Here is a 25,210-nt window from a genome sequence, read left to right as displayed (position 1 = left end):
CTGTCCCTTCGCGCCGAATAGGATTGGTAACCATGACCAACGCACCCGCAGACTCACGGGCCGCCCCGCAGGCGAGCGACCAGTACGTGCAGTCGCTGGCGCGCGGGCTGGCGGTGATCCGGGCTTTTGATACCGACCACCCGGTCATGACCCTCACCGAGGTGGCGGCCAGGACAGACCTGACCAGAGCCACGGCCCGGCGCTTCCTGCACACCCTTGTTGAGCTGGACTACGTCAGGACTGACGGCAAGACGTTTGCGCTCACGGCCAAGGTCCTGCAGCTCGGCTACGCCTACCTCAGCGGGCTGTCCCTGCCGCAGCTGGCCCAGCCCCACCTGGAGGAACTGTCGCTCAAGCTGGGCGAATCCACGTCGGCGGCGGTGCTGGACGGCACGGACATCGCCTACATCGCAAGGGTGACCACGCGCCGCATCATGAATGTCGGCATCACCGTGGGCACACGCTTCCCGGCCTATGCCACGTCCATGGGCAGGGTGCTGCTAGCGGCCCTGCCGCCCGCCGGACTCAAGGACTACCTGGCAGCGGCGGACATCAAACCGCTGACGCCGCGCGGGCTTGGCACTATCCCGGAGTTGCTGGCAGTGCTGGATACCGTCCGCGCCCAGGGCTGGTGCCTGCTTGACCAGGAGCTTGAGCTCGGGCTGATGTCCGTTGCCGCTCCCGTGTTCGATGGGCCAACCAAGGTGGTGGCCGCGGTGAACGTGTCCCTCCAGGCCCAGTCGGTGGCGGCCCAGCCGGATCCGGAAGCGTATCTGGCCGCAGTGGCCCGGGAAATCGTGGCTACCGCGAAGCTCGTCTCGGCGGACCTGACGGCCCGTCGGTAGCCTCCGTAAGGTCAGGCGCGTTTCGACCAGGCGGCGATCGGCCTTTTTGGCTTTCCGATCGACTTTCCGGATTCAATCCGATCGAGGTTATAGCCGATCCTGTCCCGGAGAGCGGGGCTACCGCCGGAAATGACCGGAGTTTCGTTCAGGGCAACAGCCAGGCGGGCAAGCGTGTCGCGAATGACCGACTCGATGCGTCGTTTTCCAATTCCACCCCAGCTGGCGGCTTCGGCGTAGAAATGATCAAGGGTGATCCGGTGGTGGTTGAACTCACCGCCGATCGCCAACGACAGCTCGTCGCCAATCTTCCGAGAACCGATCCGCGACGGATCGTCGTTAATGTGCAGCATGGGGACGGCGTCGTAGAGGTCGGCGATCCGTGAATCCCCCTTCGGTTCATGAACTATGGACGCGTTTTTCGCGTGCGCGTCATGATTGCCGATGATCACGTTGTAGACCAGGTGCTGCAACCAAATCTCAAGATCTGTCCCGTCGCCGAAGGATCCAAAGAGTTCCGCGATCCTCCGGGCCGTGGGCCTTAGCGGCGAGTGGGGCTGCTCGGGATTCTGAAACTTGACGGCGGAGTCAGTCCAGTCGAGTCCGAGGGCCTGTGCAGCGTCCTCCTGATGGATGGGACGGACGGCTTCTCCCTCGACGATGCGGTCGTATCGCTGGATGGCAAGGAACGTGACTTGGTTGTAGGTGACCAGCTCACTCTGGAACCTGGTCAGACCCATGTGTCGTGACAGTTCGTGGGAGTAGTACTCATCGAAGATTGTGGCAGGGCGGTGTGGTGGCGGCGGCTTAAGAATGTGAGTCGAATGCGCCCGATTCTCCGGGTAGGCCCACTCATCAGCGAATTTCGCCAGGAGAACTTTTGGCTGGAACCCCGGGAGCATCGAGCGGCCGCTGTCTGGCTCATTTCCCAGGTCAAAGTCCCGCTGGGCTGTTTCGAGCTTACGGATCACTTCTCGCGTGTTGAGAGGCCGGTAAGCGCCAGGGGCATGGTCGCCGGGCGAATCGGTTCGGAAGGAGAGGGCCCCGGCCATGGTTAGGCCGTATTTCTTGAGGAATGCGAACAGGTCACTCTCATCAATGCGGGCTTTACGTGCAAGCTGGATGCGGTGGTTTCCTTCGGGGGCGTAACCGCCGAGAAAATTGGAGACCTGCCGGGTGTCGACAGTTGTCCCCGGGACGAGTGAGAAACCCTCACTGAGAAGCCCTGGCGCTCCGGCGAATGAAGGGTTCACCGTGAATGTCACCTGCCGCCGGTCCCGCCGCGTGGGCGTTACCGTGCCAATGTGATCATCGTAGAGATAGGCGTCCAAGTGGTCAGGCACCAGTGGATCCTGCGGGAACGTCGTAGCTGATGGTCACCCTGATTCCAAGGCGACGAAGAGTCCGGAACATGCGTGTGGCCCATAGGGTCGGGGTACCGGACTCAAGGCTCGCAAGATACAGGCGGGGGATACCGAGTTCCTCCGCCAGCTGTTCCTGCGTCAATCCGCGTCCAGTGCGCGCGTGCTTTACTGCGGCGCCGAATTCCTTGGGGCTGCGGGCTTCGAAGGCGGGCATACCACTCCTCATGATTGATTATGGCAACACTGTCAAGTGTATGAATATTACAACATTGCGCATTGTTTGAATATACCAACATCGTCGGATGTGCGGATATTCAAACATTCGCTGGCGTTTTAAGCTTCGGACCGATGCCCGGGGCAGCCGCAGACACGCCCCAAAAGACAGCCAACCGGTTGACCCGCAGCAACATAGCCACCGCATCCCATCAAAGCGCCATAGACTCTAGCCAACTACGTGCAGCAGTGCCGCTACTCGAAGCCCCGCCCTGAAACAGCCGGACCACGGCTGGGAGCCAACGCCAGAGGTACTGCCGCACTCGTCCGTAAGGGAGTTGGCGGTTTGAAACTGGGCATACCGCGGGAACGTCATGAGGGTGAGCGGCGTGTGGCCGCCACGCCGGAAACGGTCAAGCAGCTGGCGGGGCTTGGCCTGGACGTCCTGATCGAGGCAGGAGCAGGGGCCGCCGCCGGCCACTCGGACCACGATTACGCCGATGCCGGCGCCCGCATCGTCCAGGACCTGGATCCCGGCGAACTGAACGTCCTGGTCCACGTCCGCCCGCTGGAACCCCCGACGGCGGCGGCCCTGAAGAGGGGCGCCGTCACCATTGGCCTGGCCTCGCCGTCGTCCGAACTCGCCACCGTGCAGGCGCTCGTGGAGGCCGGCGTCAGCGCCTTCGCCCTGGAACTGGTGCCCCGCATCTCGCGCGCCCAGTCCATGGACGCGCTCAGCTCCCAGGCCCTGGTGGCCGGCTACCGCTGCGTGCTCGAAGCCGCCATCCGGCTGCCGCGCTTTTTCCCGCTGTACATGACCGCCGCCGGCACCGTCCCGCCGGCCCGTGTGCTGGTGCTCGGCGCCGGGGTTGCCGGGCTGCAGGCCATCGGCACCGCAAAACGGCTGGGCGCCCGGGTCTCCGCCAACGACATCCGGCCCGCCTCCGCTGACGAGGTCGCGTCGATGGGCGGCACGTTCATCAAGCTGGACCTGGAAACGGCGGAGGCATCGGGTGGCTACGCCCGCGAACTCAGTGCCGACCGCGGCGCCCTCCAGCGTGAACTCCTCGCCCCGCACGTCGCCGTGGCGGATGTCCTGATCACGACGGCGGCCGTCCCGGGCAGGCGCGCACCGCTCCTCGTGAGCCGCCAAATGGTGCAGGGCATGCGCCCCGGCTCCGTCGTCGTCGACCTCGCCGCTGAGTCCGGCGGCAACGTGGAGGGCGTTGTTCCCGGCGAGGACATCCTGGTTCCGACCGCCGACGGGCAGGGCCACGTCACGCTGGTGGGGCTGAAGGACGCACCGTCCGCGATGGCGCAGGACGCGTCCCGCCTGTATGCCAAGAACGTGGCCAACCTGCTCGCCCTGATGGTCCGGGACGGCACCGTTGCCCCCGATTTCGACGACGACGTGATCGCCGGCGCGTGCCTCACGCACGACGGCGAGGTGCGGCACCTGCCCACGGCCGAGGCCCTGGCGGCACTCGTCCCCGCCCCGCCCGACCATGCGCCCCGGGTCCAGAACGACACGGTCCAGAACGAAGGGGGAATCTGATGGACGGCATGAGCCTTCTGACGGTCACCGTGCTGGCGGTGTTTGTGGGCTTCGAAGTGGTTTCCAAGGTCTCCAGCACCCTGCACACGCCGCTGATGTCCGGAGCCAACGCCATCCACGGCATCATCCTGGTGGGCGCCATCATCGTGGCCGGCCAGGCGGCGGACCCGTGGATCCTGGCCGTGGCGCTGCTCGCGGTAGTGCTGGCCACCGCCAACCTCGTGGGCGGCTTTGTGGTGACGGACCGGATGCTGCACATGTTCCGTGCCCGGAAAGACGTGGTCCGCCAGGAAGCCACGCTCAAGGAATCCACCGGCAGGGAGGAAGCAAAGTGACCCTCCTCGACCCCGTCTGGACCTCGCTGCTTTACCTCGCCGCCGCGGTGTTCTTTATCTTGGCCCTTCGCGGCCTCAGCTCGCCCCGGACTGCCCGGCGCGGCAACCTGATCGGTGCCTTCGGTGCGCTCCTCGCCGTCGTCACGGTCTTCCTTTCCGCCCGGCTGGACAACATCCCCTGGATCATCGGTGCCATCGCGGTGGGGTCCGCCGTGGCCGCGCCGGTGGCCCGGCGGGTGCAGATGACCCAGATGCCGCAGCTCGTGGCACTGTTCAACGGCGTGGGCGGCGGCGCCGCAGCCCTGGTGGCGCTGCTGGAACTCAGCCACACCGCCGACCCCTGGGTCCGCGTCGCCATCGTGTTCACCCTGCTGGTGGGGGCCGTGTCCTTCGCGGGCTCCGGGGTCACTTTCGCCAAACTCCAGGAACTCATGACCACCCGGCCCATCGTTTTTCCGGGCCTTCCCGTGGTGATGGCGGCGGTGCTGCTTGCCGCCGTGGGCACCGCCGTCGCCGTCGTCCTGTCCGGTTCCCTGGCGCTCGCGGTGCTGCTGATGGTCCTGGGCCTGGCCGCCGGTGCGCTGCTGGTGCTGCCGGTGGGCGGCGCGGACGTGCCTATCGTCATCTCGCTCCTGAACGCGTTCACCGGCCTGGCCGTGGCGGCGTCCGGCGTGGTGCTCGGCAACGTGCTGCTGGTGGTGGCCGGCACGCTGGTGGGCGCCTCCGGTACCATCCTCACCCGGGCCATGGCGGCCGCGATGGGCCGCAGCGTGGCCGGCATCCTGTTCGGCGCCTTCAAGGGAGGTTCGACGGCGGGGTCCACCGCCGTGAGCGAACGTCCCGTCAGGTCCTCCAGCGCGGAGGACGTGGCGGTGCTCCTGGGCTACGCGCAGCGGGTGATCATCGTCCCCGGCTACGGCCTGGCGGTGGCGCAGGGCCAGCACACAGCCGCCGAGCTGGCCTTGGCCCTCGAAGCCCGCGGCATCGAGGTGGACTTCGCCATCCATCCCGTGGCGGGCCGCATGCCGGGGCACATGAACGTGCTCCTGGCCGAGGCGAACGTGCCGTACGAATCGCTCAAGGAAATGGGCGAGATCAACTCCGAGTTCCGCATGGCCGACGTCGCTTTGGTGGTGGGCGCCAACGACGTGGTGAACCCGGCGGCGAAGACGTCCTCCGGCTCGCCGATCTACGGTATGCCCATCCTGGAAGTGGCCGACGCCCGCCAGGTGATCTTCCTGAAGCGGTCCATGCGGCCCGGATTCGCAGGGATCGAGAACGAGCTCCTGTACGAACCGCAGACCTCGCTGCTCTTCGGCGACGCCAAGGATTCCCTGGCCAAGGTGCTGGGCGCGGTGAAGGCGCTGTAGCGAAGTACGCTGTCCCCAAGGCCCAATTCCCATGTCAGCGAAGGACACCATGACAGCCAACAGCTCCACTTCCCGCAAGCGCCCGGCCATCATCATCAATCCTGCCAAGCCGGTGGACATCGACGTGCGTGCCCTGGCGGCCAAGCATTGCTCGGAGAACGGCTGGGGCGATCCCATCTGGCTGGAGACCACCAAGGAGGACCCCGGCGTCGGCCAGGCGAAGGAGGCACTCAAGCAAGGGGCCGACGTCGTTATTGCTGCCGGCGGCGACGGCACCGTGCGGTGTGTGGCCGAGGTCCTTTCCGGCGGGGACGTGCCCATGGGGTTGCTTCCGTTCGGCACCGGAAACCTACTGGCCCGGAACCTGGGGATGGACGTTACCGACTTTGACGGCGCCATGGCCGGGGCCCTGGCGGGCACGGAGCGGAAGATCGACGTGGTCCGGGCCGCCCGCAATGATCCGGACAAGGAACAGGTCTTCCTGGTCATGGCCGGAGTGGGCTACGACGCCACCATCATGGCCGACACCAATGAGGACCTCAAGGACAAGGTGGGCTGGCTGGCCTACGTGGACGCCGGGATCCGGAACCTGCCGGGCAAGCCGGTGAAGGCAACCATCGTCCTCGACGGCAAAACAGTGGTTCACCGTGGGGTCCGCAGCGTGATGGTGGGTAACTGCGGCAAGGTCCAGGGCGGACTGGAGATCTTCCCGGACGCCAAGATGGATGACGGCCTGCTGGACGTGGCCGTGCTGGCACCGAGGGGGAAATTCGGGTGGTTCTCCGTGGTGGCCGGCATGATCGGCAAGGGCCGCGGCAAGGACACGTCCGTGGAGTACTACCAGGGCAAAACCGTAGAGGTCACTCTCGAGCACAACGACGACTATCAGCTCGACGGCGACCACGAAGGCGACGGCAAGCACGTCCTGATGACCATTGAGCCCGGCGCGCTCACCATCCGGATGTAACCGGCCCAACTAGCTCGCAGTTAACGTCGTCAACGCGGAAATGACGACGTTAACTGCCAGTCACTTGGGCAGGCGCCGGCCGGTGGGCCAGGATTTCGGCGAGCTCGGCGAGCCGGTGCGCGCGGGCTGACTCGGCGGGCGTGAAGGGTTCGCCGGGACGGGCGAAGGTGATGGGGCCGTGCCAGGCGGTGGGGATCTTCAGGCGGGTCCCGGCGTCGTCCGCTTCCAGGGTGGCCTCTGCGGGGGTGAGGATGCGGGCGCGAAGCAGCTCGGCCACCGCCAGCGGCAGCTCGTCCGGGGCGTCGGCGATCCGTGCCGCCAGGCTCAGCGCCTTCGTCTGGCCGTCCGCCATGGCCAGCGCGGTGGTGGGCCAGACCCGCGAACTCGAGCCGCCGCCGTCGTGCAGTGCCTCCAGCAGGTGCCGTTCACTGAGGTTCCCCGGCGCCGAGAGCACAAACTCGTCCAGCACGCCCCCTTCAACGGGGTGGACGTGGATGCTGAGGATGTTGGTGTCCAAGCGGGCCAGCGCCCGGGTGATTTTCTGCAGCGAACCCGGGTGGTCCTGGAGCACCGTGCGCGCCCGCCACAACGACGGTGCGCTGCCCAGCTTCCTGTGGTGCCGCAGCGTCGGCGCGTGCAGCCAGCCGCGGAGCAGCCGGGCGGCGGACGGCTCCGCCACCCAGATCACCAGCACTGTGGCCGTGAGCGTGAGGACCAGCACCTTGGCAAGATACGGCAGGTGCGTTCCCACCACGAGGGCGTGGACCAGCAGTTCGATCGGGAGCATAACGGCCACGTTGGCCAAGGTCAGGCGGGTCTTGGTGGGTTCCGGCATCAGGCCGCAGACTTCGCAGCTCAAATCAGCCGCGGCAGGGTTCCTTGCGTTGGGCTTCATGCCTCAAGGATCACAGCGGGGTGTTTCGGCGGCGTTGCCCTGCCGTTCCGATTGTGGGAACAGGTGGCGGGGGCAAACTCACGAGCCCAGGCGGCCGCCGGACTCCTCGAGGTAGCAGGAGCCGCACAGGGATTCGTACCAGACGTCCTGGCCGTCGATGGCGACCTGGTCGCCGTCGAACACCACCTCGTTGCCAACGCGCCGGGTGTTGAAGATGGCTTTGCGCCCGCACCGGCAAATGGTCTTGAGCTCTTCCAGCGTGTGGGCGACCTCCATAAGCCGGCGCGATCCCGGGAAGGCGCGGGTCAGGAAGTCTGTCCTGATGCCGTAGGCGAGAACCGGCACGTTGTCCAGGACGGCGATGCGGAACAGGTCATCCACCTGGTCCGGGGTCAGGAACTGGGCCTCGTCCACCAGCAGGCAGGCTACCGGCTTCTGGTCCACGTGCTCCAGCAGGGCATCGGGGTCATCGCCGGCCGCATGGGCGGCAAAGAGCTCGCGCACGGGGGTGGTGGCGGAGATCAGGAAGTCCACGGACCGGGTCATGCCCAGACGGGACACAATGTCCGTATCGCCTTTGGTGTCCACGTCGGGCTTGGCGAGAAGGACACGCTGGCCCCGCTCCTCGTAGTTGAAGGCGGCCTGCAGGAGCCCGGTGGACTTTCCTGAGTTCATGGCGCCGTAGCGGAAGTAGAGCTTGGCCAAGAGGGTCCTTTCAATGGGTCCGGCTATCGATCCTATGCCGTACGTCCCAGGGATCCATCGCAAACGGCCGGCGCCCCGACTGCCGGCACGCCCGCTCAGGTCTCACCCGCCCCGCCCAGCCCGCGCGGGGCGCGTCCCGCCGTCGTCAGTCCTGAATGAGGGTTTCCGTCAGGTGATGCGTGGGAATCCGGTCCCGCTCATAGGTGATTTCGGTGTAGCCGTGGGGCTCGGGCTTGCCGGCCGGGCTGAGGTTCACAAAGACGATCTCTTCGATGGTGAGGATGCTTTGGCGCGTTATCATGTTGCGGACTTCGGCGCGCATAGTCAATGACGTCCGTCCGAAGCGCGTCGCCGTCAGGCCCATTTCCACCAGGTCTCCCTGCACCGCGGAGCTCACGAAGTTGATCTCCGAGATGTACTTCGTGACCGCACGGCCGTTGCCAAGCTGGAGGATGGCGTAGATTGCGGCTTCCTCATCGATCCATTTCAGCAGGCTTCCGCCGAAGAGGGTCCCGTTGGCGTTCAGGTCCTCCGGCCGGATCCATTTGCGGGTGCGGAAGGTGATGTCAGTGGATTCCATATGGCGAGGTTAGCGTGCCGCGGCGCAGGTTACGTGGTGGCAGTTGTTGTTAACGGACCGCCGCCCGGATTTGGCTCAGGCCATGGCAGTGTGGGCGGCGCTGTGCGAGTCAATCGACTTGGCGTAGCAGTAAGAGTGCTCCACGCCCACGTAAGCGCCAAAGTTGGGGACGGAATCGAAGCCGGAGTTCTCGTAGAAGTTCCGGCCGTCCGGCTGCGCCGAGCCTGCTTCGGCCTTGATGCGCGTGATGCCCTGCTTGTGCGCCTCCGCTTCGAGGGCAGCCAGGATGGAGCTGGCAACGCCAGAGCCGCGCGTATACGGGAGCACGTAGAGCCGTTTGATTTCGGCCGTGGCGCTGTCCAGCAGCCTGAGTCCGCCGCAGCCCACGGGCTGTCCCGAGCCTTTGTCGTACGCCACCAGGAACACGGCACAGTCAGCGCCCGACGGCGGGGTCCCCGGTTCGTGGTCAGGGGTACCGAAGCGGGCGTCCAGTTCCGCCTGCTGGGCCCTGCGCAGATCGGCACCCACAGGGTTGGCCCAGGTGACCTGCCTGATGTTGAGCCGTGGGTTGGTCTGCATCGCGAGCCTCTTTCGCCGAAGGGGTTATGCACATCAAGCCTACGAAGCCGCGGTTACCGTGGTGTTTCCTTGGCGTAAGCGTCCGGAGAACTACGGGCTACCGGCGGACCAGGGTTCGCAGCAGCTTCAGGGCGACGGAGATCGAAGCGATGTCCACATCCCCTGGTTTGGTCACTTCGGCAAACGTGTCCTTGATCCGGGCCAGCTGCTCCTGGTACCCGCGCTCCCATGCCACGATCCGTTCCACGGCATCGACTCCTGCAGCTTGTGGCGGAGTGGACTTCATGACGGACGTGGTCATGTCGGCGCCGGCCGAATAGGCATCGTCACGCAGCGCCGCCCGGGCAAGGGCTTCCCAGCGGTTCGCCCTGGGGAGGTCCGTGATGCGAAGCAACAACCTGACCACGCCAATGCGCTCGAAGATTGCGTAGTGGACGTCGATGATCGCGGTGACGGGCTCCCGGACTTGTTCCGAGATGAGCGAGATGTCCAGGAGACCGAAGCTTTCCAGCAAATCAGACGCCCGCTTGCCGAGCTCCGCGGGCAGACCGACGCTGTCCCAGTGCGCCAGGCGGTCCTCCACAAGGTCAAGATCGGCCCCGCGCAAGTAGTGCGAGGTCTTGGTTCGCAGGATGTCGAGCGTCGGCTTGATCCGGGCCAGGGCTTCGGAGATCGGCTGGTCCCTGTGGTCATGGGTCACATACCAGCGGGTGGCGCGGTCCAAAAGCCTGCGCATGTGCAGGGCCACCCCGGCGCTTTCCTTGCTGGGGAATTCCGGGGGAAGTGCGGCCAGGGCCGCGACTATCGAATCCAGATCGTAAGCCTCCCGCAGGACCACGAAGGCCCTGGCAACGGCGGCGGCGCTGGCCGTGGTTTCCTCGATGGCGCGGAACGCGAAAGTAATTCCGCCGATATTGACGATGTCGTTGGCCATGACGGTGCCCACGATCTCGCGGCGCAGTGGATGCCTGTCCAGCTCGTCGCCGAAGCGTTCCACGATCTGGCGCGGGAAGTAGCTGCGCAGCGTCTGCCTGAACCAGGGGTCATCGGCCAGGTCGCTGGCATTCAGTTCCCGGGCCAGTTCGATCTTGGCGTAGGCGGCCAGCACGGAGAGTTCCGGGGAGGTCAGCCCTTCCCCGCGCTGCAGGCGGGCATGCAGCGCCTCCGTGCTTGGCAGTCCCTCAAGGTTCCGGTCCAGGTCCGTGGTGGATTCCAGCCAGTCCATGGTCCGCTCGAACCCGGGGCTCCAGTTCAGCACCAGCTGCCGCTCGGCCACGAGGAGCGCGTTTTGCTCGGTGTTGTCCTTCAGGACGAGCCTGGCCACCTCATCGGTGAGCGAATGCAGGAACCCGGTCCGCTCCTCCCGGCGCATCAGTCCTGCCGCGATCATCGCATCGACGAAGATCTTGATGTTGACCTCGTGGTCGGAACAGTCGACGCCGGCCGAGTTGTCGATCGCGTCGGTGTTCAGGAGGACTCCGTGCAGCGCGGCTTCGATCCGGCCCCGCTGGGTGACGCCAAGGTTCCCGCCTTCGGCGATGACCCGGGCCCGCAGTTCGTGTCCGTTGATGCGGATGGCGTCGTTGGCTTTGTCTCCCACCTCGGCCTGGGTTTCGCTGGAGGCCTTGATGTACGTGCCGATGCCGCCGTTGTAGATCAGATCCACCGGCGCGCGGAGGATGGCCTGCAGGAGTTCCTGCGGCGCCATGCTGCTCCGGCCACTTTCGAGGCCCAGCGCGATCCGGACCGGATCGCTGATTGGGACGGTCTTTGCGGACCGGGCGTAGACGCCGCCGCCCGCGCTGATGGCCCGGGCGTCATAGTCGGCCCAGGAGGACCGGGGCAGCCCGAAAAGCCGCCGGCGTTCCGCATAGGAGGTGTCCGGATCGGGGTTTGGGTCCAGGAAGATGTGCCGGTGGTCGAAGGCCGCCACCAGCACGATATGGCGGGAGAGCAGCATCCCGTTGCCGAAGACGTCGCCGCTCATGTCGCCGATGCCCGCGACCGTGAAATCCTCCCGCTGCGTGTCCAGGCCCAGCTCGCTGAAGTGCTGCTTCACCGACGCCCACACGCCGCGGGCCGTGATGCCCATTTCCTTGTGGTCGTAGCCTACGGACCCGCCGGAGGCGAAGGCATCGTCAAGCCAGAAGCCGTACGCGTGGGCCACCTCGTTGGCGGTGTCCGAAAAAGCAGCCGTCCCCTTGTCTGCGGCCACCACCAGGTAGTAATCGTCGCCGTCGTGACGGACCACATTCTTGGGGGCCACCACCGTGCCGCCGTTTCCGGAACCAAGCAGGTTGTCCGTGAGATCGAGCATTCCCCTGATGAAGATCCGGTAGCTCTCCTGCCCCTCGGCCATCCAGGCGGCCCGGTCAATCGCAGGATCCGGAAGCCGTTTGGCGTAGAAGCCGCCTTTGGCCCCGGTGGGCACAATGACCGAGTTCTTGACGTTCTGGGCCTTGACCAGCCCCAGGACTTCGGTGCGGAAGTCCTCGCTGCGGTTCGACCAGCGCAGGCCGCCGCGGGCCAACATGCCGAACCGCAGGTGAACCCCTTCCACTCGCGGCGAGTACACCCAGATTTCGAACTTGGGCCTCGGAAACGGTGCGTTGGGGATGGCGGCCGGGCTGAGCTTGAAGCTCACATGGGGCCTGTCCAGGAAGTAGTTGGTTCTGAGCGTGGCCTCGATCAGGTTCATGAACATGCGGAGCAGCCGGTCGGCGTCGAGGCTGGGGATTTCCTCGATCGCGGCCATCAGTTCCTTCCTGGCGGCGGCCGTGTCGCGGAGGCGCCGGGTCCAGTCAATGCCGGGAACGAATTTGGCGTGGAACAGCGCGAGCAGTGCGTGCGTGGCCCGGGTGTTGGACAGCAGGGTGTCCGCCATGAAGCCGTAGGAATTCAGGGTGCCCAGTTGCTGCAGGTATTTGGCGTAGCTGCGGAGGACCACGGCCTGGCGCCAGCTGACCTTCTCCCTGATCACCAGGGCATCGAAGCCGTCCGACTCGATGTCTCCGCGCATGGCCGCGCAGAACGAATCCGCCAACAGCATGCTGGTTTCCAGGGGATCGATGCCGGGCGGGTACTTCAGCCCGAGGTCGTAGAGGAAGAGGTCCTGTCCGTTGGCGCGCCGAAGCTCAAAGGGACGCTGGTCCAGCACCTCAAGCCCCAGGTTGTGGAGGAATGGCAGGAACCGGGTGAGGCTCTGGGCGCTGGTCAGGTAGAGGCGCATCCGCGCGTCCTCTGCCGGCGGCCGCGTGGCTTCCGGCCGGACATAGACAGTCAACAGAGGGTTGTCCAGCGCCCGCCCGCCCGTCCCGTCAAGGTCGAATTCCTCGAAGGCGGCGATGTCGCGGACCGCGTCCTCGGCGTCATGGTCCGCACGGTAGCCGGGCGGAAACGAGCCCTGCCACAGTGTCGAGAGCCGCGCCGCCTCCTCTGCGGTGAATCGGTCACGGAGGGACTCGTCCAGGCCCTCCGTCCACGAGCGGCTTGCCGCCACTACACGCCGCTCCAGCTCCAGGGGGTCGACGTCGGGCGCTGGCGTCCCGGGGCCCAGCAGGATCCGGAAGAACACCCGGGCCATAGGGGAGTCGCCTAGCCGGACCTCGAACTCGATGGACGGGGATTTGAAGGCGTGCCTGAGTTCCTGCTCGATCCTGAGCCGGACCGCAGTGTTGTAGCGGCGCCGGGGAAGGAAAACCAGGGCGGACATGAAGCGGCCGATGCTGTCCGGCCGCAGGAAAAGCCGCGTTTGGCGGCGCTGCTGCAGGCGCAGGATCTCCGTGGCCAGCTGGGCCAGATCGAGCTGTTCCATATGGAACAGTTCGTCGAGTGGGAACGACTCCAGCACCGCCAGCAGTTCCTTGCCCTGGTGCGAGGCAGTCTTGAAACCAAGGTGCTCCTGCACGGCCAGGACCTTGTCCCGGACCACCGGAATGCGGCGTACGGACTGGCCGGTGGCGCCCGGAGCGAGCAGGCCCACAAAGCGCCGCTCTCCGGCCACGGCTCCGCCATCGTCGAAGATCCGAAGACGGATCTCGTCCAGGTAGGCGGGCCGGGGGACCGAGGAACGCAGATCCGAGGTAGCGAGCGTGAGTGCCCGCGGGCTGAGGAGGCTTGCCTCCACGGACTCCGCTGTGTGCGGTGCGCCGGAGGCCGGACCAGTCCCGCCTTCCGGACGGTCCTCCCGGAGCAGCCCCAGCCCCGCGCCCGCCCGCACGCGCAGGGCATCCCGGCCGCCCGCCGTCGTGCGCTCATATTCGCTGTACCCGAGGAACACGAAGTTGCCGTTGTCCAGCCAGAGCAGCAGTTCCCGGAGCTGATCCGGGGCCGGGTCCGTGGCGCTGGGGAATCCGTCAACGGAGCCGACGGCGGCTGTCACCTGGGCATGGATGGCTGGGAGGTCTTCGGCGACTGCCTGAACATCGGCCAGCACCCCGTGGAGGTTCGCGATGACTTCCTCGGCGCCCGAGTCCCCAGGCAGCCGGCCGATTTCCACGGCCACCCAAGTCTCTGTGGTCCCATCCTGGATGCCGCCCAACTCGTCCGGGCGGACGTCCGGGATTTCCGCGTGGCCCGCGTTCGCCGCTGTCAGTCCGGCCCGCGATGGCCCATGCGCGACGTCCAGCAACGCATGCGTTTCAGGGTCCCGCCGCACCCGGAACGTGGGGTGCACGAGCAGCCGGATCGACGCGCTCTCCCTGGTCAGCTCGGCTGTCACCGAGTGAACCAGATGGGGCATGTCATTGGCGACCACCATCACGATGCTCGCATCGGTTTCATTCAGGACCCCGACGACGGACTGTCCGGGAGCGCGGATGCCCGCTAATTCCGCGTGGTACCGGGCCCGCCGGCCCAGGGTCTCCGGACTGTAGTCCAGGAGGTCCTCTGCCGCGACGTGCTCGTAGTAGTCCGCGAAGAAGGAATCGTTGGCCTCGAACGGACCGGCAGCCCCTCCCTGGGCAGCCGGTGCGGTTTCGCGTGACATTCCACTGCGCCTCCACGGCAAGGGCTGGCACCACTGGCCGTGGTCCCCTGGGGAAGCCTCATGCCTGACTTCATCATGGACGCCCCGCCACATGGCGTCCAGTGTTTCCCAGCGGCTACGCGGCGCCGCCCATAGGGTCCTCGGCGGTCGGATCCGCGAGAGCGAGGCCGCCCACCGGGCTCCCGTCCCAGTGGATCAGCTTCCAGCCTGCGCCGGGGTCCCCTTCCAGGGCCACGATGCCCGTGTTGGACAGGACATGGCGGGCCGCGAACTCATGGTCGGCGCCGGCGGCGCGGAGCCCGGTCCAGGTGCGGATGGCCGCGCCGTGACTCACCACGGCCGCGACGGCGGAGCCACCATTGCTGGCCGCGCGCTCGGCAATCCGGTTGATGGCGGCGTCGTACCGTTCGAAAAACTCGTGGCCGTCCGGGCCCGCCGGCATCCGGCGGTCCAGGTCACCGGCTGCCCATGCGAACACTGTCCCCATGTAGCGCATGTGCGACTCGTGGTCGGTCAGTTTCTCCAGCGCCCCTGCTTCGATCTCGTGCAGCCCATCCAGGACTTCAACCTCAAGCCCGTGGAGCCGGGACAGCGGGGCGGCCGTGATCTGGGTCCGCAGAAGTGTGGATGCGTACACTGCGCCTATCTGCTCGTTGGCCAGGGACCGTGCCATGGCCTCGGCCTGGCGTTCTCCCAGCTCGGTCAGCCCCGGCCCCGGGTGGGCGGTGTCCAGCTGGCCGAGTACGTTGCCGGGGGTCTGTCCGTGGCGGATGAGGAGCAGCTTCATGACTCCAGTTTCGCATCCGGCGGCGGGATCCGGCGTCTGCCTGCCGGGCCGACGTCGGGCGCGAACACCGCAACCGTTCGGCAGGCTCAACCACGGAAGGCGCCGGGCCCGCCAAGGACCCGGCGCCGCCGTCGTACTTCTTGTGCCTGCGTCGTACTTCTTGTGCCTGCAGCGTCCTACTTGAGGTGGTCCACCAGCTGGTCCGCGATGCCGGTGTACTTGCCCGGCGTGAGGGCGAGCAGCCGGGCCTCGGCCTCGGGGGAGAGCCCCAGGGACTGGACGAATTCCTGCATCCGGGCGGCATCCACACGCTGGCCCCGGGTGAGGTCCTTGAGCCGCTCGTACGGGTTTTCCATGCCTTCGACGCCGGCAATCGCCTCGGCGCGCATGACCATCTGGATGGCCTCGCCCAGGACTTCCCAGTTGGTGTCCAGGTCGCCGGCGAGGACGTCTTCGGCAACATCGAGGCGGTCCAGGCCTTTGGCCACGTTGGAGATCGCCAGGAGGGAGTGGCCGAACGCCACACCGATGTTGCGCTGGCTGGAGGAGTCGGTGAGGTCGCGCTGCCAGCGGGAGGTCACCAGCGTGGAGCCCAGCACGTCCAGGAGGCCGGAGGAGATTTCCAGGTTCGCCTCGGCGTTCTCGAACCGGATGGGGTTGACCTTGTGCGGCATGGTGGAGGATCCGGTGGCGCCGGCCACGGGGATCTGGGCGAAGTAGCCGATGGAGATATAGCTCCACATGTCCGTGCAGACGTTGTGCAGGATCCGGTTGAACCGGGCGACGTCGGCGTAGAGCTCGGCCTGCCAGTCGTGGCTTTCGATCTGGGTGGTCAGCGGGTTCCAGGTCAGGCCCAGGCCCTCGACGAAGGACTTGGCCACCTGCTGCCAGTCAGCGCCGGGGACAGAAGCCACATGGGCTGCGTAGGTTCCGGTGGCGCCGTTGATCTTGCCCAGGTATTCGGTCTTGGCGATCCGGTCCAGCTGGCGGGTCAGGCGGTGCGCGATGACTGCCAGTTCCTTGCCCAGGGTGGTGGGCGTGGCGGGCTGGCCGTGCGTGCGGGAGAGCATGGGGACCGCGCGGTTGTCCTCGGCCATCTTGCTGATCTGGGCCACGAGGGCGCGTGCGGCGGGCAGCCACACGTCCTCCACAGCGCCCTTGACGCCCAGGGCGTAGGAGAGGTTGTTGATGTCCTCGGACGTGCAGCCGAAGTGGACCATGGCGGTCAGGTTCTCGATACCGATGGCGGGCAGCCGGCGGCCGATGTAGTACTCCACGGCCTTCACGTCATGGACCGTAACGGCTTCGATTTCGGCGAGCTCGGACACCGAGGCGGAGTTGAATTCGGTGACGATCGCGCGGAGCTTTTCCTGCTGTCCCGCGGTGAGCGCGCCTGCGCCGGGAAGGACATTGTTGCTGGTCAGGTGGATGAGCCATTCGACTTCCACGGCCACGCGGTCACGGTTCAGGGCTGCCTCGGACAGGTAGTCAACGAGGGGCGCAACGGCGGACTGGTAACGGCCGTCCAGCGGACCCAGGGCGATCTGGTCCGGTGACGCGGCGAGGGCCAGGCGTCCGGAGGGCGTGCGGGTATCAGCTGTGGCGGCAGTTTCAGGCATGTGCTGATTCTTTCATGAACTCCTCACCGCCGCTGAAGCGGTCCGTCGCATGTGAACAACGGCGTGACTTGTCCACATAGCCGACGGCGGTGCTTCCGTCGTGTGGTCTGCCTTCCGTAGCGTCGGCGTTCAGGAGTTGGGCCTTGACGGACGAAAAGTTCGGGCTGTATCCGGGAGGGGGAACGGGCATGGGCAGTGACGTGACGGCAGCCGACATGGCGGCATGCATGTCCCGAGGTTATGAGGTTCAGCAGTTGGCGGCACGGGTTGACCTTTGCTTGGGGAGGGTGGAAAAGGTCCTCGGCGGCTTTCGCGAGATCCAGCTTTTGGACTGGCAGTCACCTGCCGGGAGGGCGTACAGGAACTCGGTGGCTCTGCAGGAAGTGGCCCTTGGGAGGGCGAGGGTACGGCTCGAGGACGCGCTGGCTTCCGTGAAACGCCACGCACAGGCGGTGGGAACGTCCGCCGGCAACCCGGCGGGGCGGCACTGATGGCCGAGGTGACGCCATCCGGCAGCGGCGGGCCGATCCAGCTGACAGGGCCTGCCGTGGAAGGGGGCATGGAAATCAGGGGCGGCATCGGAGGGATCAGTTTTCAGTTGGAGGAGCTCGTAGGCGGCGCGGAGAAGCTCGACGCTGCTGCGGGCGAGCTGGCTGCCGTCGAAGTGGAGGTGCGCCGCATCTGGGAAGACCTGTGTCCGTACCAGGATGAAGCGCGTCCCACCGGAACGGCGGCCCTGATGGACGTCGGGGAGGCGCAGTGGAGTGTCCAGGCGGTCCGTGCGGAGCTGCAGGGAATCAGCAGCCAGGTGCGGGACTGCAAAAGGGACTACGAAACGGCGGAAGCGTGGGCGGGATTCTCGCGCGGAATTGGCGGCGGCCTGACGAGCCCCGAAACCCTTGGCAGGCTGGCGGTGGACCTCGGCTTGGGTCCGGTTCCCAACAGGGAAGTCACGGAACTCGCCGTGGGACCACTTGCGATGGCTGCCTTGTTGGCAGTCTCCCCGGAGCGCTTTTGGGTAGCGCTTGCGGCAGACATGGCGGCGGGCAGGCATATTGCGGCGGCGGTACCTTTGCTCGCCGGTGTGTCCGGGCGTTCAAACCGAATCCTTCAGCCGCGTTCGGTCACGTTGGAAAAGAAGGAGACGCTGCCCATTGAATTCGACGGTTCTCCGGCTGCGTTGTTGGAACGGGCACGGATCATCGATGAACGCGGTGAAGGCTACATCGAAGTCGTCGAAGTGGATAACGGGGGACAGAAGGCCTACGTGGTGGTCATTCCCGGAACGCAGGCCGGAGGTGAAATGGGCGGCGTTAATCCGTTCGACGAAGCCGGCATCGTTGAAGGGCTGGGCCACAGCTCCGCAGAAGTCAACGCGGCGGTGCTACGGGCCCTGCAGGCTGCCGGCGCGGAAAAGGGGGCGCCCGTCGTGGCCGTGGGTTACAGCCAAGGTGGAATCCACGCAATGAACCTGGCGGCCGACGATCTCTTCCTTAACGAGTACGACATGAAATATGTCCTCACCGCAGGGTCTCCCGTGGGTGGCATTGTTCCGGACGCCGACGTCACCGCCCTTCACCTGGAGCACCGGCAGGATTGGGTGCCCGGCAGCGACGGTACACCGAACCCGGACGCCCGAAACCGGGTTACGGTGACCCTCAACAGCCCAGTAACCACGCCAGAAGGTGGTGCATTCGGTATTGGGCCCGGCCACAATCTCAACAACTACCAGGGAGCCGCGCGGCTCGTCGCAGCAAGTGACGATCCCTCTCTGATGGCGTCAACCGCGGTTCTTGGCGGCGTCCTGGGGGCAGGCGGCACGGCAACGGCCACCCGCTTCGCGCTGTCCCGTTCGAAGCCTCCCGAACCTGTACCGAAGCCGATGCCAGACCCTCCTCAGCGGGCGTCTGAGATTGACCGGGCGAAGTGATCCGCCGTCAGCGCCCGTCAGCGCCTGCCGGCGCCTGTCAGCCGCCCGGCAACCAGTGAAATGAGCGTGATGATGATGGCCGCGAGGACGGCCGTCCAGAAGAACGAATCGATGGTGAAGTTCACCGGCGTGTAACTGCTGAGCCAGGACGTCAGATACAGCATGGCGGCGTTGATAACGATGGTGAACAGGCCCAGCGTGAGGATGGTGATGGGCAGGGACAGAAAGCTGACCAGGGGGCGGACAAACGCATTCACCACGCCGAAGATCAACCCGATGAACAGATACGCGAGAACGATGCCAATCGTCTCGGTGCCCTGCGATACGCCCGTGTTGGCCACCGCCTCGGTAGTGGCCGAAGTAGAGATATCCAGGCCCGGCAGTATCCAGCTGGCAATCCAGAGGGCCAGCCCGTTGATAAGGACTCGAACAATAAAAGAGCGCATAGGCCCATGCTGTCACACTGCCCTGAGCCCCGCCTGGGCGCCCACCCGGCCCGTGCCGGTCAGGCGAAGTAGGCTAGTTTGCATGACTTCAGAGATCCTGCCTGGCGAAATCCGGCCGCGCCCCGTGGTTAGCCGGCTACCCCGGTACGCCGCAGGAAAGCCTCCCGTCGCCGTGGATGGGCTGGCCAGCTACAAGCTGTCGTCCAACGAGAACCCCCTGCCCCCTCTTCCGGCAGTGCTGGAGGCAATTTCCAACCAGACGGACTTCAACCGCTACCCCGATCCCCTCAGCAGCAAGCTTCGTGCGGCGCTCGCCGAATTCCTGGCAGTGCCGGCCGAGGATGTGGTCACCGGCGCCGGAAGCCTCGGCGCCCTCAACCAGCTGCTGTCCACGTTCGCCGGCCAGAACGACGACGGCAAAGCGGACGAGGTGATTTATGCGTGGCGGTCCTTCGAGGCGTATCCCATCAGCGTGGGCCTCGTGGGCGCAGAGAGCGTCCGCATTCCGCTGACGGCCGAGGGACGCCACGACCTGGATGCGATGGCTGCGGCCGTAACGGTCCGCACCAAAGTCATCCTGCTCTGCACCCCGAACAACCCCACGGGCCCCGTCCTGACCACTGCGGAAACGGAGCGGTTCATCCAGGCGGTCCCGTCCGACGTCGTGGTGGTGATTGATGAGGCCTACCAAGAGTTCGTCCGCGCCAGCGGTGCTGTGGACGGCATCGCGATGTACCGCAAATACCCGAACGTTGTGGTGCTCCGGACGTTCTCCAAGGCACATGGACTGGCGGGCCTGCGGGTGGGCTACAGCGTCTCGAACCCTGTGCTGACCCAGTACTTGCGTGTGGCGGCCACGCCGTTCGCCGTGTCACAGATCGCTGAAAATGCAGCCATAGTGTCGCTGCAGAATTACCCCTTGGTTGTAGAAAGGGTACAAAGCATCGTGGACGAACGAACCCGCGTAACCTCCGGACTGCGTGAACTCGGCTGGTTCGTACCCGAGGCGGAGGGCAACTTCGTCTGGTTGAACCTTGGCGAAAACAGCTCGGAATTTGCCGAACTGGCGGGCACGCAGGCGCTTTCGGTGCGAGCCTTCGGCGGCGAAGGCGTGCGGGTCAGCATCGGCGAGGCAGAGGCCAACAGCCGGTTCCTCGCTCTCTGTGCAAACTATACAAAGGCGCCACGACGTTCCTAGCGCTTAACATGCATCAGGAGCGGCACCTACTGAAGATAAAGTAAGGACCAGTAAGCCAATATATATGCCAACGCGGGAATGCATTCCTCTAGCGGCATATATCCCAGCGACATTGCAATGCATCCGCATGCGGCAAGCAAGGAGACGGTATGGGCGCCACACATCTGCCCTCCACCGAGTTCGATGAGACAGCGGCAGACGACCAGCTTGAGGCTGAGGCCGAGGCCCAACTGGGCAGTCCGGCCGAGCCTATGGTGCAACTGCTGGCGCCTGACGGGACCCTGGGGACGGATCCGGTCTTCTCCGCGTATGCGGATCGGCTGGACGGTGAAAAGCTGCGTGGCTTCTACGCTGACATGGCCAAGATCCGCCGGTTTGATGTTGAGGCAACCGCACTCCAGCGCCAGGGCCAGCTGGCCCTGTGGGTCCCGCTGACCGGCCAGGAGGCCGCGCAGATCGGCTCCGGGCGGGCCAGCCAGCCGCAGGACTACATCTTCCCCACCTACCGCGAGCATGGCGTGGCGCTGACCCGCAATGTGGACCTTGCTGAGCTCCTACGCCAGTTCCGCGGGGTTTCGAACGGCGGCTGGAACCCGAAGGACACCAACTTCCATCTCTACACCCTGGTCCTCGCCGCGCAGACGCCGCATGCCGTCGGCTACGCCATGGGGATCCAGCGGGACCAGAAGGCGGCCGCCGCAGTCGCCGCGGATGGGGCGCCGGACCGTCCGGCCGAGCCCAAGGCCGCGGTGATGGTCTACTTCGGTGACGGGGCCAGTTCCGAGGGCGATGTCCACGAATCCATGGTGTTCGCCGCCTCCTACAACGCGCCGGTGGTGTTCTTCTGCCAGAACAACCACTGGGCCATCTCCGTTCCCAGCTCGGTGCAGACCCGCATTCCGCTGTCCAACCGTGCCAAGGGTTACGGATTCCCGGGAATCCGGGTGGACGGCAATGATGCGATCGCCGTCCACGCCGTGACCGAGTGGGCGCTCGAACATGCCCGCGAGGGCAAGGGGCCGGTGCTGATCGAGGCGTTCACCTACCGCGTTGGTGCACACACCACGGCTGATGACCCCACGAAGTACCGGGAATCCGCCGAGGAAACCCTATGGCGGGCCAAGGATCCGCTTGACCGCCTCGAAAAGTACCTTCGGGCGCAGGGGCTGGCAGATGACGCCTTCTTTGACCAGGTCAAGGCCGACGGCGACGAACTCGCCGCCTACGTCCGCAAGACCACCTACGACCTCGAAACCCCGGACATCCGGACCGCCTTCGCCAACACCTATGTCGAGGCCCACCCCCTGGTGGCCGAGGAACTGGCCTGGTTTGAGGAATACAGCGCAGGCTTCGCCGGAACGCCGGAGCACAACAGCGCTGAGCCCGGCAGCCCGGATCCGGATGACGCAGCGACAGGAGTGGCCCGCTGATGACCACCATGACCATAGCCAAGGCCATTAACGAGGGCCTGCGCGCCACCTTGGACAACAACCCGCGGACCCTGCTCATGGGCGAGGACATCGGGGCCCTGGGCGGCGTCTACCGCGTCACCGACGGACTCCTCGCGGAGTTCGGCCCGGACCGCGTGGTGGACACACCGCTCGCCGAGTCCGGCATCATCGGCACGGCCATCGGCCTGGCCCTGCGCGGCTACCTGCCCGTCTGCGAGATCCAGTTCGACGGGTTTGTGTTCCCCGGTTTCAACCAGATCACCACCCAGCTGGCCAAGTTGCACGCCCGTAGCAACGGCAACCTCACCGTTCCCGTCGTTGTGCGGATCCCTTACGGCGGCGGTATCGGCTCCATTGAGCACCATTCGGAATCACCGGAGGCGCTGTTCGCCCACACCGCAGGCCTGCGCATCATCACACCGTCCAACGCCCACGACGCGTACTGGATGACCCGGCAGGCAGTGGAGTGCCAGGACCCCGTGATCGTCTTCGAACCGAAGCGCCGCTACTGGCTCAAGGGCGAGGTCGACACGCAGAACCCCGGCGCGTCGGCCGACCCCTTCAAGGCGCACGTGCTCCGCGAGGGTACGGACGCCACAGTGGTGGCCTACGGACCGCTCGTGCCGGTGGCCCTTGCCGCTGCTGACGCCGCTGCCGAGGACGGCCACAGCATTGAGGTCATCGACCTGCGCTCCATTTCACCGATCGACTTCGACACCGTCACGGCGTCCGCCAAGAAGACAGGCCGGCTCGTGGTGGCGCATGAGGCACCGACCTTCGGCGGCATCGGCGGCGAGATTGCTGCCCGGATCAGCGAACGTGCATTCCTCTCACTGGAGGCTCCCGTGATCCGTGTGGGCGGCTTCCACATGCCGTACCCGGTGGCCAAGGTCGAGGAAGACTACCTCCCCGACATCGACCGCATCCTCGAGGCGCTGGACCGCGCCCTGGCCTACTAGGCGCAGGCACCTTCCCGCTCACGCTTCCCGCTCACGCTTCCCGCTCACGCTTGCCGCGAAAGAGGACACCATGACTCTGAACAAGTTCAACCTGCCCGACGTGGGCGAAGGCCTCACCGAGGCGGAAATCGTCGCCTGGAAGGTCAAGCCGGGGGACACCGTGGCCATCAACGACGTCCTGTGCGAGATCGAGACCGCCAAGTCGCTCGTTGAGCTGCCGTCCCCCTTCGCCGGCACCGTCACCGAACTGCTGGTCCCCGAGGGCGTGACCATCGACGTCGGAACCGCCATCATCAGCGTCTCTGACGCCGTCGCCGGTGACCCGACGCCGGCCGATGTCCCGGCCCCTGAAACTCCCGTCCAGCCCCTGTACGGCAAGCTTCCCGCGGACGACGGCGGCACTTCAGGCAGTGCCCTGGCCGGCGGTCCGCTGGTGGGATCGGGCCCCAAGGCCGACGCCGTCAAGCGCCGTCCCCGGAAGGCGGCACCCGCCGCCCAGGCCGGGTCAGCCGCGGTCCCGGCGATTTCGACAAGCTCAATCACCGAAAACCCGGCGGTCAGGCCTGTCGAGACCCAGTCAATCACCGAAGCCGTCGATAACCGGCCCACCCTCGGCGGAACCATCACAGGCCTCGTGAACCGCGTTCTGGCCAAGCCTCCCGTCCGCAAGATCGCCCGGGATCTGGGGATCGATCTCGCCGATGTGGTGGCCACCGGCTCCCGCGGCGAAGTCACGCGCGAGGACCTGGTCAGCTACCAGTCCCAGCGCGATGCAGAGCTGGACCAGGCCGAGGGCTTCTGGGGCAAGGCAGGCAAGCCCCAGGACCAGCGGATTGAACGGATTCCGGTCAAGGGCGTCCGCAAGGCGACGGCCAAGGCGATGGTGGAGTCGGCTTTCTCCGCGCCGCACGTGAGCATCTTTGTTGATGTTGATGCCAGCCGCACCATGGAATTCGTCAAGCGGCTGAAGGCTTCACGAGACTTTGAGGGAATCAAGGTCTCCCCGCTGCTGATCCTTGCCAAGGCCGTCATCTGGGCTGCCGCCCGGAACCCCAGCGTCAACGCCACCTGGGTGGACAACGTGGACGGGACCGACGCCGCGGAGATCCAGGTCAAGCACTACATGAACCTCGGCATCGCCGCAGCCACCCCGCGCGGGCTGATGGTGCCGAACATCAAGGATGCGCAGGACCTGTCGCTCAAGGAGCTGGCGCTGGCCCTGAACAACCTGGCCACCACGGCCCGGGCGGGCAAGACCCAGCCCGCCGAAATGCAAGGCGGAACGCTCACCATCACCAACATCGGTGCGCTTGGCATTGATACCGGAACGCCGATCATCAACCCGGGTGAAGTGGCCATTGTTGCCTTCGGAACCATCAAGCAGAAGCCCTGGGTCCTGGACGGAGAGGTCATCCCGCGCTGGATCACCACCCTCGGCGGCTCCTTTGACCACCGTGTGGTGGACGGGGACCTGTCCGCCCGCTTTATGGCCGACGTCGCCGCGATCCTTGAGGAGCCAGCGCTCCTGCTGGACTAGGACGCCGGGACTACGAACATCAACACCGTGGACCAAACCGCCATTCAGTCCAGGAACCTGGCCGCCAGATGGCTGACAGAGGTGTTCCAGCCGCCGGTGGTGGTGACGCTTCAGCTCCTGGTCAGCCCTGTGGTGGAGGCCGGATTCCCAGGCACCATCGGCTATGGAGCCTTGGCCGCGCTGTTTGTGTGCGTACTGCCGCTCGTTGTGCTCCTGGGGCTCGTAAGGCTGGGCAAGGTCACGGACCACCACGTCAGCAACCGCAAACAGCGGGCACCCGTACTGCTCATGGCACTGGCGTCCGTGACCGCCGGCCTGGTGGTGCTGCAAGCCGCCGGTGCGCCGCGAAGCGTGATGGTCATGGTGCTGGCCATCGTCGGCGGCATCGTTGTGCTGGCCGCCGTGAGCCCCTTCTGGAAGATCAGCGGCCACGCGGCGGCGGTGTCGTCGGCCGCAGTTATTTCCGTCCTGATGCTCGGTCCGGCCTGGCTGCCGTTACTCCTGCTGGTTCCCGCCGTCGGCTGGTCCCGGGTGGTGCTCCGCGCGCACACCCTGGCGCAGGTGGTGGCCGGGTCGCTGTTCGGCGGCCTGGTGATAGCCGGCCTGTGGTGGCTTTTGCGCGGCTGGCTCCTTTAGCGGAAGCCTGGCGTCAGTAGCCGGAGGCGGAGTAGGCCGTCATCATCTCGACCATCTCGGGATTACCCGCCATGCCGTCAGTCAAGGCAGGCAACGTGGCGAACATCAGGCCGCCCAGAACCAGGGCAATGCCTGAGAGGGCCGCGAAGAATTTCCAGTCGCCGCGCAGCACGCTCTCCAGGGTTTCCGGCAAGAGCAGCCCCGGCGCGATGTGGTTGCCGTGGCGGGGGTGAGAACGGACACCATGCACCGCGC

22 protein-coding genes and 1 pseudogene are annotated in these 25,210 nt (G+C 66.1%); 12 read left to right on the top strand and 11 right to left on the bottom strand.

Annotation, left to right across the window (positions count from 1 at the left end; translation table 11 throughout):
• Positions 1–32: 32 nt before the first annotated feature.
• On the top strand, positions 33–845 hold the full coding sequence (locus V6M49_RS17820) for an IclR family transcriptional regulator domain-containing protein (RefSeq protein WP_141138813.1): 813 nt from the start codon (positions 33–35) through the stop codon (positions 843–845).
• A gap of 11 nt (positions 846–856) precedes the next feature.
• Here V6M49_RS17820 and V6M49_RS17815 read toward each other — a convergent pair whose 3' ends face one another.
• On the bottom strand, positions 857–2,185 hold the full coding sequence (locus V6M49_RS17815) for a type II toxin-antitoxin system HipA family toxin (protein WP_332762433.1): 1,329 nt from the start codon (positions 2,183–2,185) through the stop codon (positions 857–859).
• Positions 2,178–2,420 (bottom strand): helix-turn-helix transcriptional regulator, encoded by a 243-nt coding sequence (locus tag V6M49_RS17810; RefSeq protein WP_168223468.1) that lies wholly within the window; start codon positions 2,418–2,420, stop codon positions 2,178–2,180. Before V6M49_RS17810 ends, V6M49_RS17815 begins: the two co-directional genes overlap by 8 nt.
• Positions 2,421–2,765: 345 nt before the next feature.
• On the opposite strand from V6M49_RS17810, the gene V6M49_RS17805 reads away from it, so the two are divergent.
• From V6M49_RS17805 to V6M49_RS17790, 4 genes are read left to right on the top strand one after another with little or no spacing between them, the layout of a single operon-like run.
• Positions 2,766–3,974: a Re/Si-specific NAD(P)(+) transhydrogenase subunit alpha gene (locus tag V6M49_RS17805; protein ID WP_332762431.1), complete on the top strand. Its 1,209-nt coding sequence runs from the start codon at positions 2,766–2,768 to the stop codon at positions 3,972–3,974.
• Entirely contained in the window at positions 3,974–4,309 is a 336-nt protein-coding gene (locus V6M49_RS17800; RefSeq protein ID WP_141138809.1) for an NAD(P) transhydrogenase subunit alpha, read from the top strand. The genes V6M49_RS17805 and V6M49_RS17800 overlap by 1 nt, the downstream gene beginning before the upstream one ends.
• Positions 4,306–5,679 (top strand): NAD(P)(+) transhydrogenase (Re/Si-specific) subunit beta, encoded by a 1,374-nt coding sequence (locus V6M49_RS17795; protein ID WP_141138808.1) that lies wholly within the window; start codon positions 4,306–4,308, stop codon positions 5,677–5,679. The genes V6M49_RS17800 and V6M49_RS17795 overlap by 4 nt, the downstream gene beginning before the upstream one ends.
• A 49-nt stretch (positions 5,680–5,728) precedes the next feature.
• The gene (locus tag V6M49_RS17790; RefSeq protein WP_332762429.1) at positions 5,729–6,646 is read left to right on the top strand and encodes a diacylglycerol/lipid kinase family protein; all 918 of its coding nucleotides are present in this window, start codon (positions 5,729–5,731) and stop codon (positions 6,644–6,646) included.
• Between the two features lie 49 nt (positions 6,647–6,695).
• Here V6M49_RS17790 and V6M49_RS17785 read toward each other — a convergent pair whose 3' ends face one another.
• The 7 genes from V6M49_RS17785 to purB all read right to left on the bottom strand — a co-directional run bounded on the left by V6M49_RS17785 (position 6,696) and on the right by purB (position 16,798).
• Entirely contained in the window at positions 6,696–7,541 is an 846-nt protein-coding gene (locus V6M49_RS17785) for an ACT domain-containing protein (protein ID WP_332762427.1), read from the bottom strand.
• Positions 7,542–7,619: 78 nt separating this feature from the next.
• A complete protein-coding gene (locus V6M49_RS17780) occupies positions 7,620–8,246 on the bottom strand; it encodes a thymidine kinase (protein ID WP_141138805.1) in 627 nt (208 codons plus the stop codon).
• Positions 8,247–8,391: 145 nt separating this feature from the next.
• Positions 8,392–8,826 carry an acyl-CoA thioesterase gene (locus V6M49_RS17775; RefSeq protein WP_082575848.1) on the bottom strand — a complete coding sequence of 145 codons (435 nt, stop codon included), beginning with the start codon at positions 8,824–8,826 and terminating at the stop codon, positions 8,392–8,394.
• Between the two features lie 75 nt (positions 8,827–8,901).
• Entirely contained in the window at positions 8,902–9,405 is a 504-nt protein-coding gene (locus V6M49_RS17770; RefSeq protein ID WP_056341852.1) for a GNAT family N-acetyltransferase, read from the bottom strand.
• A gap of 97 nt (positions 9,406–9,502) precedes the next feature.
• Entirely contained in the window at positions 9,503–14,392 is a 4,890-nt protein-coding gene (locus tag V6M49_RS17765) for an NAD-glutamate dehydrogenase (RefSeq protein ID WP_332762422.1), read from the bottom strand.
• Positions 14,393–14,507: 115 nt separating this feature from the next.
• A complete protein-coding gene (locus V6M49_RS17760) occupies positions 14,508–15,179 on the bottom strand; it encodes a histidine phosphatase family protein (RefSeq protein WP_141138803.1) in 672 nt (223 codons plus the stop codon).
• 176 nt (positions 15,180–15,355) lie between these two features.
• Positions 15,356–16,798 carry an adenylosuccinate lyase gene (gene purB, locus V6M49_RS17755; RefSeq protein ID WP_332762420.1) on the bottom strand — a complete coding sequence of 481 codons (1,443 nt, stop codon included), beginning with the start codon at positions 16,796–16,798 and terminating at the stop codon, positions 15,356–15,358.
• 143 nt (positions 16,799–16,941) lie between these two features.
• On the opposite strand from purB, the gene V6M49_RS17750 reads away from it, so the two are divergent.
• Entirely contained in the window at positions 16,942–17,289 is a 348-nt protein-coding gene (locus tag V6M49_RS17750; RefSeq protein ID WP_332762418.1) for a hypothetical protein, read from the top strand.
• A 68-nt stretch (positions 17,290–17,357) separates the two neighbouring features.
• The gene (locus V6M49_RS17745) at positions 17,358–18,728 is read left to right on the top strand and encodes a hypothetical protein (RefSeq protein ID WP_332762416.1); all 1,371 of its coding nucleotides are present in this window, start codon (positions 17,358–17,360) and stop codon (positions 18,726–18,728) included.
• 17 nt (positions 18,729–18,745) lie between these two features.
• Here the strand turns inward: V6M49_RS17745 and V6M49_RS17740 are convergent, their stop codons facing one another.
• Complete coding sequence (locus tag V6M49_RS17740) at positions 18,746–19,174, bottom strand: phage holin family protein (RefSeq protein WP_141138801.1); 429 nt, start codon at positions 19,172–19,174, stop codon at positions 18,746–18,748.
• An 82-nt stretch (positions 19,175–19,256) separates the two neighbouring features.
• Here V6M49_RS17740 and V6M49_RS17735 point away from each other — a divergent pair, with 82 nt between their 5' ends.
• The 5 genes from V6M49_RS17735 (at position 19,257) to V6M49_RS17715 (ending at position 24,955) form a co-directional block, all read left to right on the top strand.
• The gene (locus V6M49_RS17735) at positions 19,257–20,372 is read left to right on the top strand and encodes a histidinol-phosphate transaminase (RefSeq protein ID WP_141138800.1); all 1,116 of its coding nucleotides are present in this window, start codon (positions 19,257–19,259) and stop codon (positions 20,370–20,372) included.
• Positions 20,373–20,521: 149 nt separating this feature from the next.
• The gene (locus tag V6M49_RS17730; RefSeq protein ID WP_246848659.1) at positions 20,522–21,802 is read left to right on the top strand and encodes a thiamine pyrophosphate-dependent dehydrogenase E1 component subunit alpha; all 1,281 of its coding nucleotides are present in this window, start codon (positions 20,522–20,524) and stop codon (positions 21,800–21,802) included.
• Complete coding sequence (locus V6M49_RS17725) at positions 21,802–22,782, top strand: alpha-ketoacid dehydrogenase subunit beta (protein WP_141138799.1); 981 nt, start codon at positions 21,802–21,804, stop codon at positions 22,780–22,782. The genes V6M49_RS17730 and V6M49_RS17725 overlap by 1 nt, the downstream gene beginning before the upstream one ends.
• A gap of 70 nt (positions 22,783–22,852) precedes the next feature.
• Positions 22,853–24,319, top strand: a complete 1,467-nt coding sequence (locus V6M49_RS17720) for a dihydrolipoamide acetyltransferase family protein (protein ID WP_141138798.1) — start codon at positions 22,853–22,855, stop codon at positions 24,317–24,319.
• A gap of 27 nt (positions 24,320–24,346) precedes the next feature.
• A complete protein-coding gene (locus V6M49_RS17715; protein ID WP_246848658.1) occupies positions 24,347–24,955 on the top strand; it encodes a phosphatase PAP2 family protein in 609 nt (202 codons plus the stop codon).
• 13 nt (positions 24,956–24,968) lie between these two features.
• On the opposite strand, the pseudogene V6M49_RS17710 reads toward V6M49_RS17715, so the two are convergent.
• A pseudogene (locus V6M49_RS17710) lies at positions 24,969–25,210 on the bottom strand (hypothetical protein); the annotation flags it as partial.

The sequence above is a fragment of the Pseudarthrobacter sp. genome (assembly GCF_036675385.1).
In the GTDB taxonomy this organism is placed as follows: Bacteria; Actinomycetota; Actinomycetes; order Actinomycetales; family Micrococcaceae; genus Arthrobacter.
This window is presented reverse-complemented; position numbering and strand designations above follow the sequence as displayed.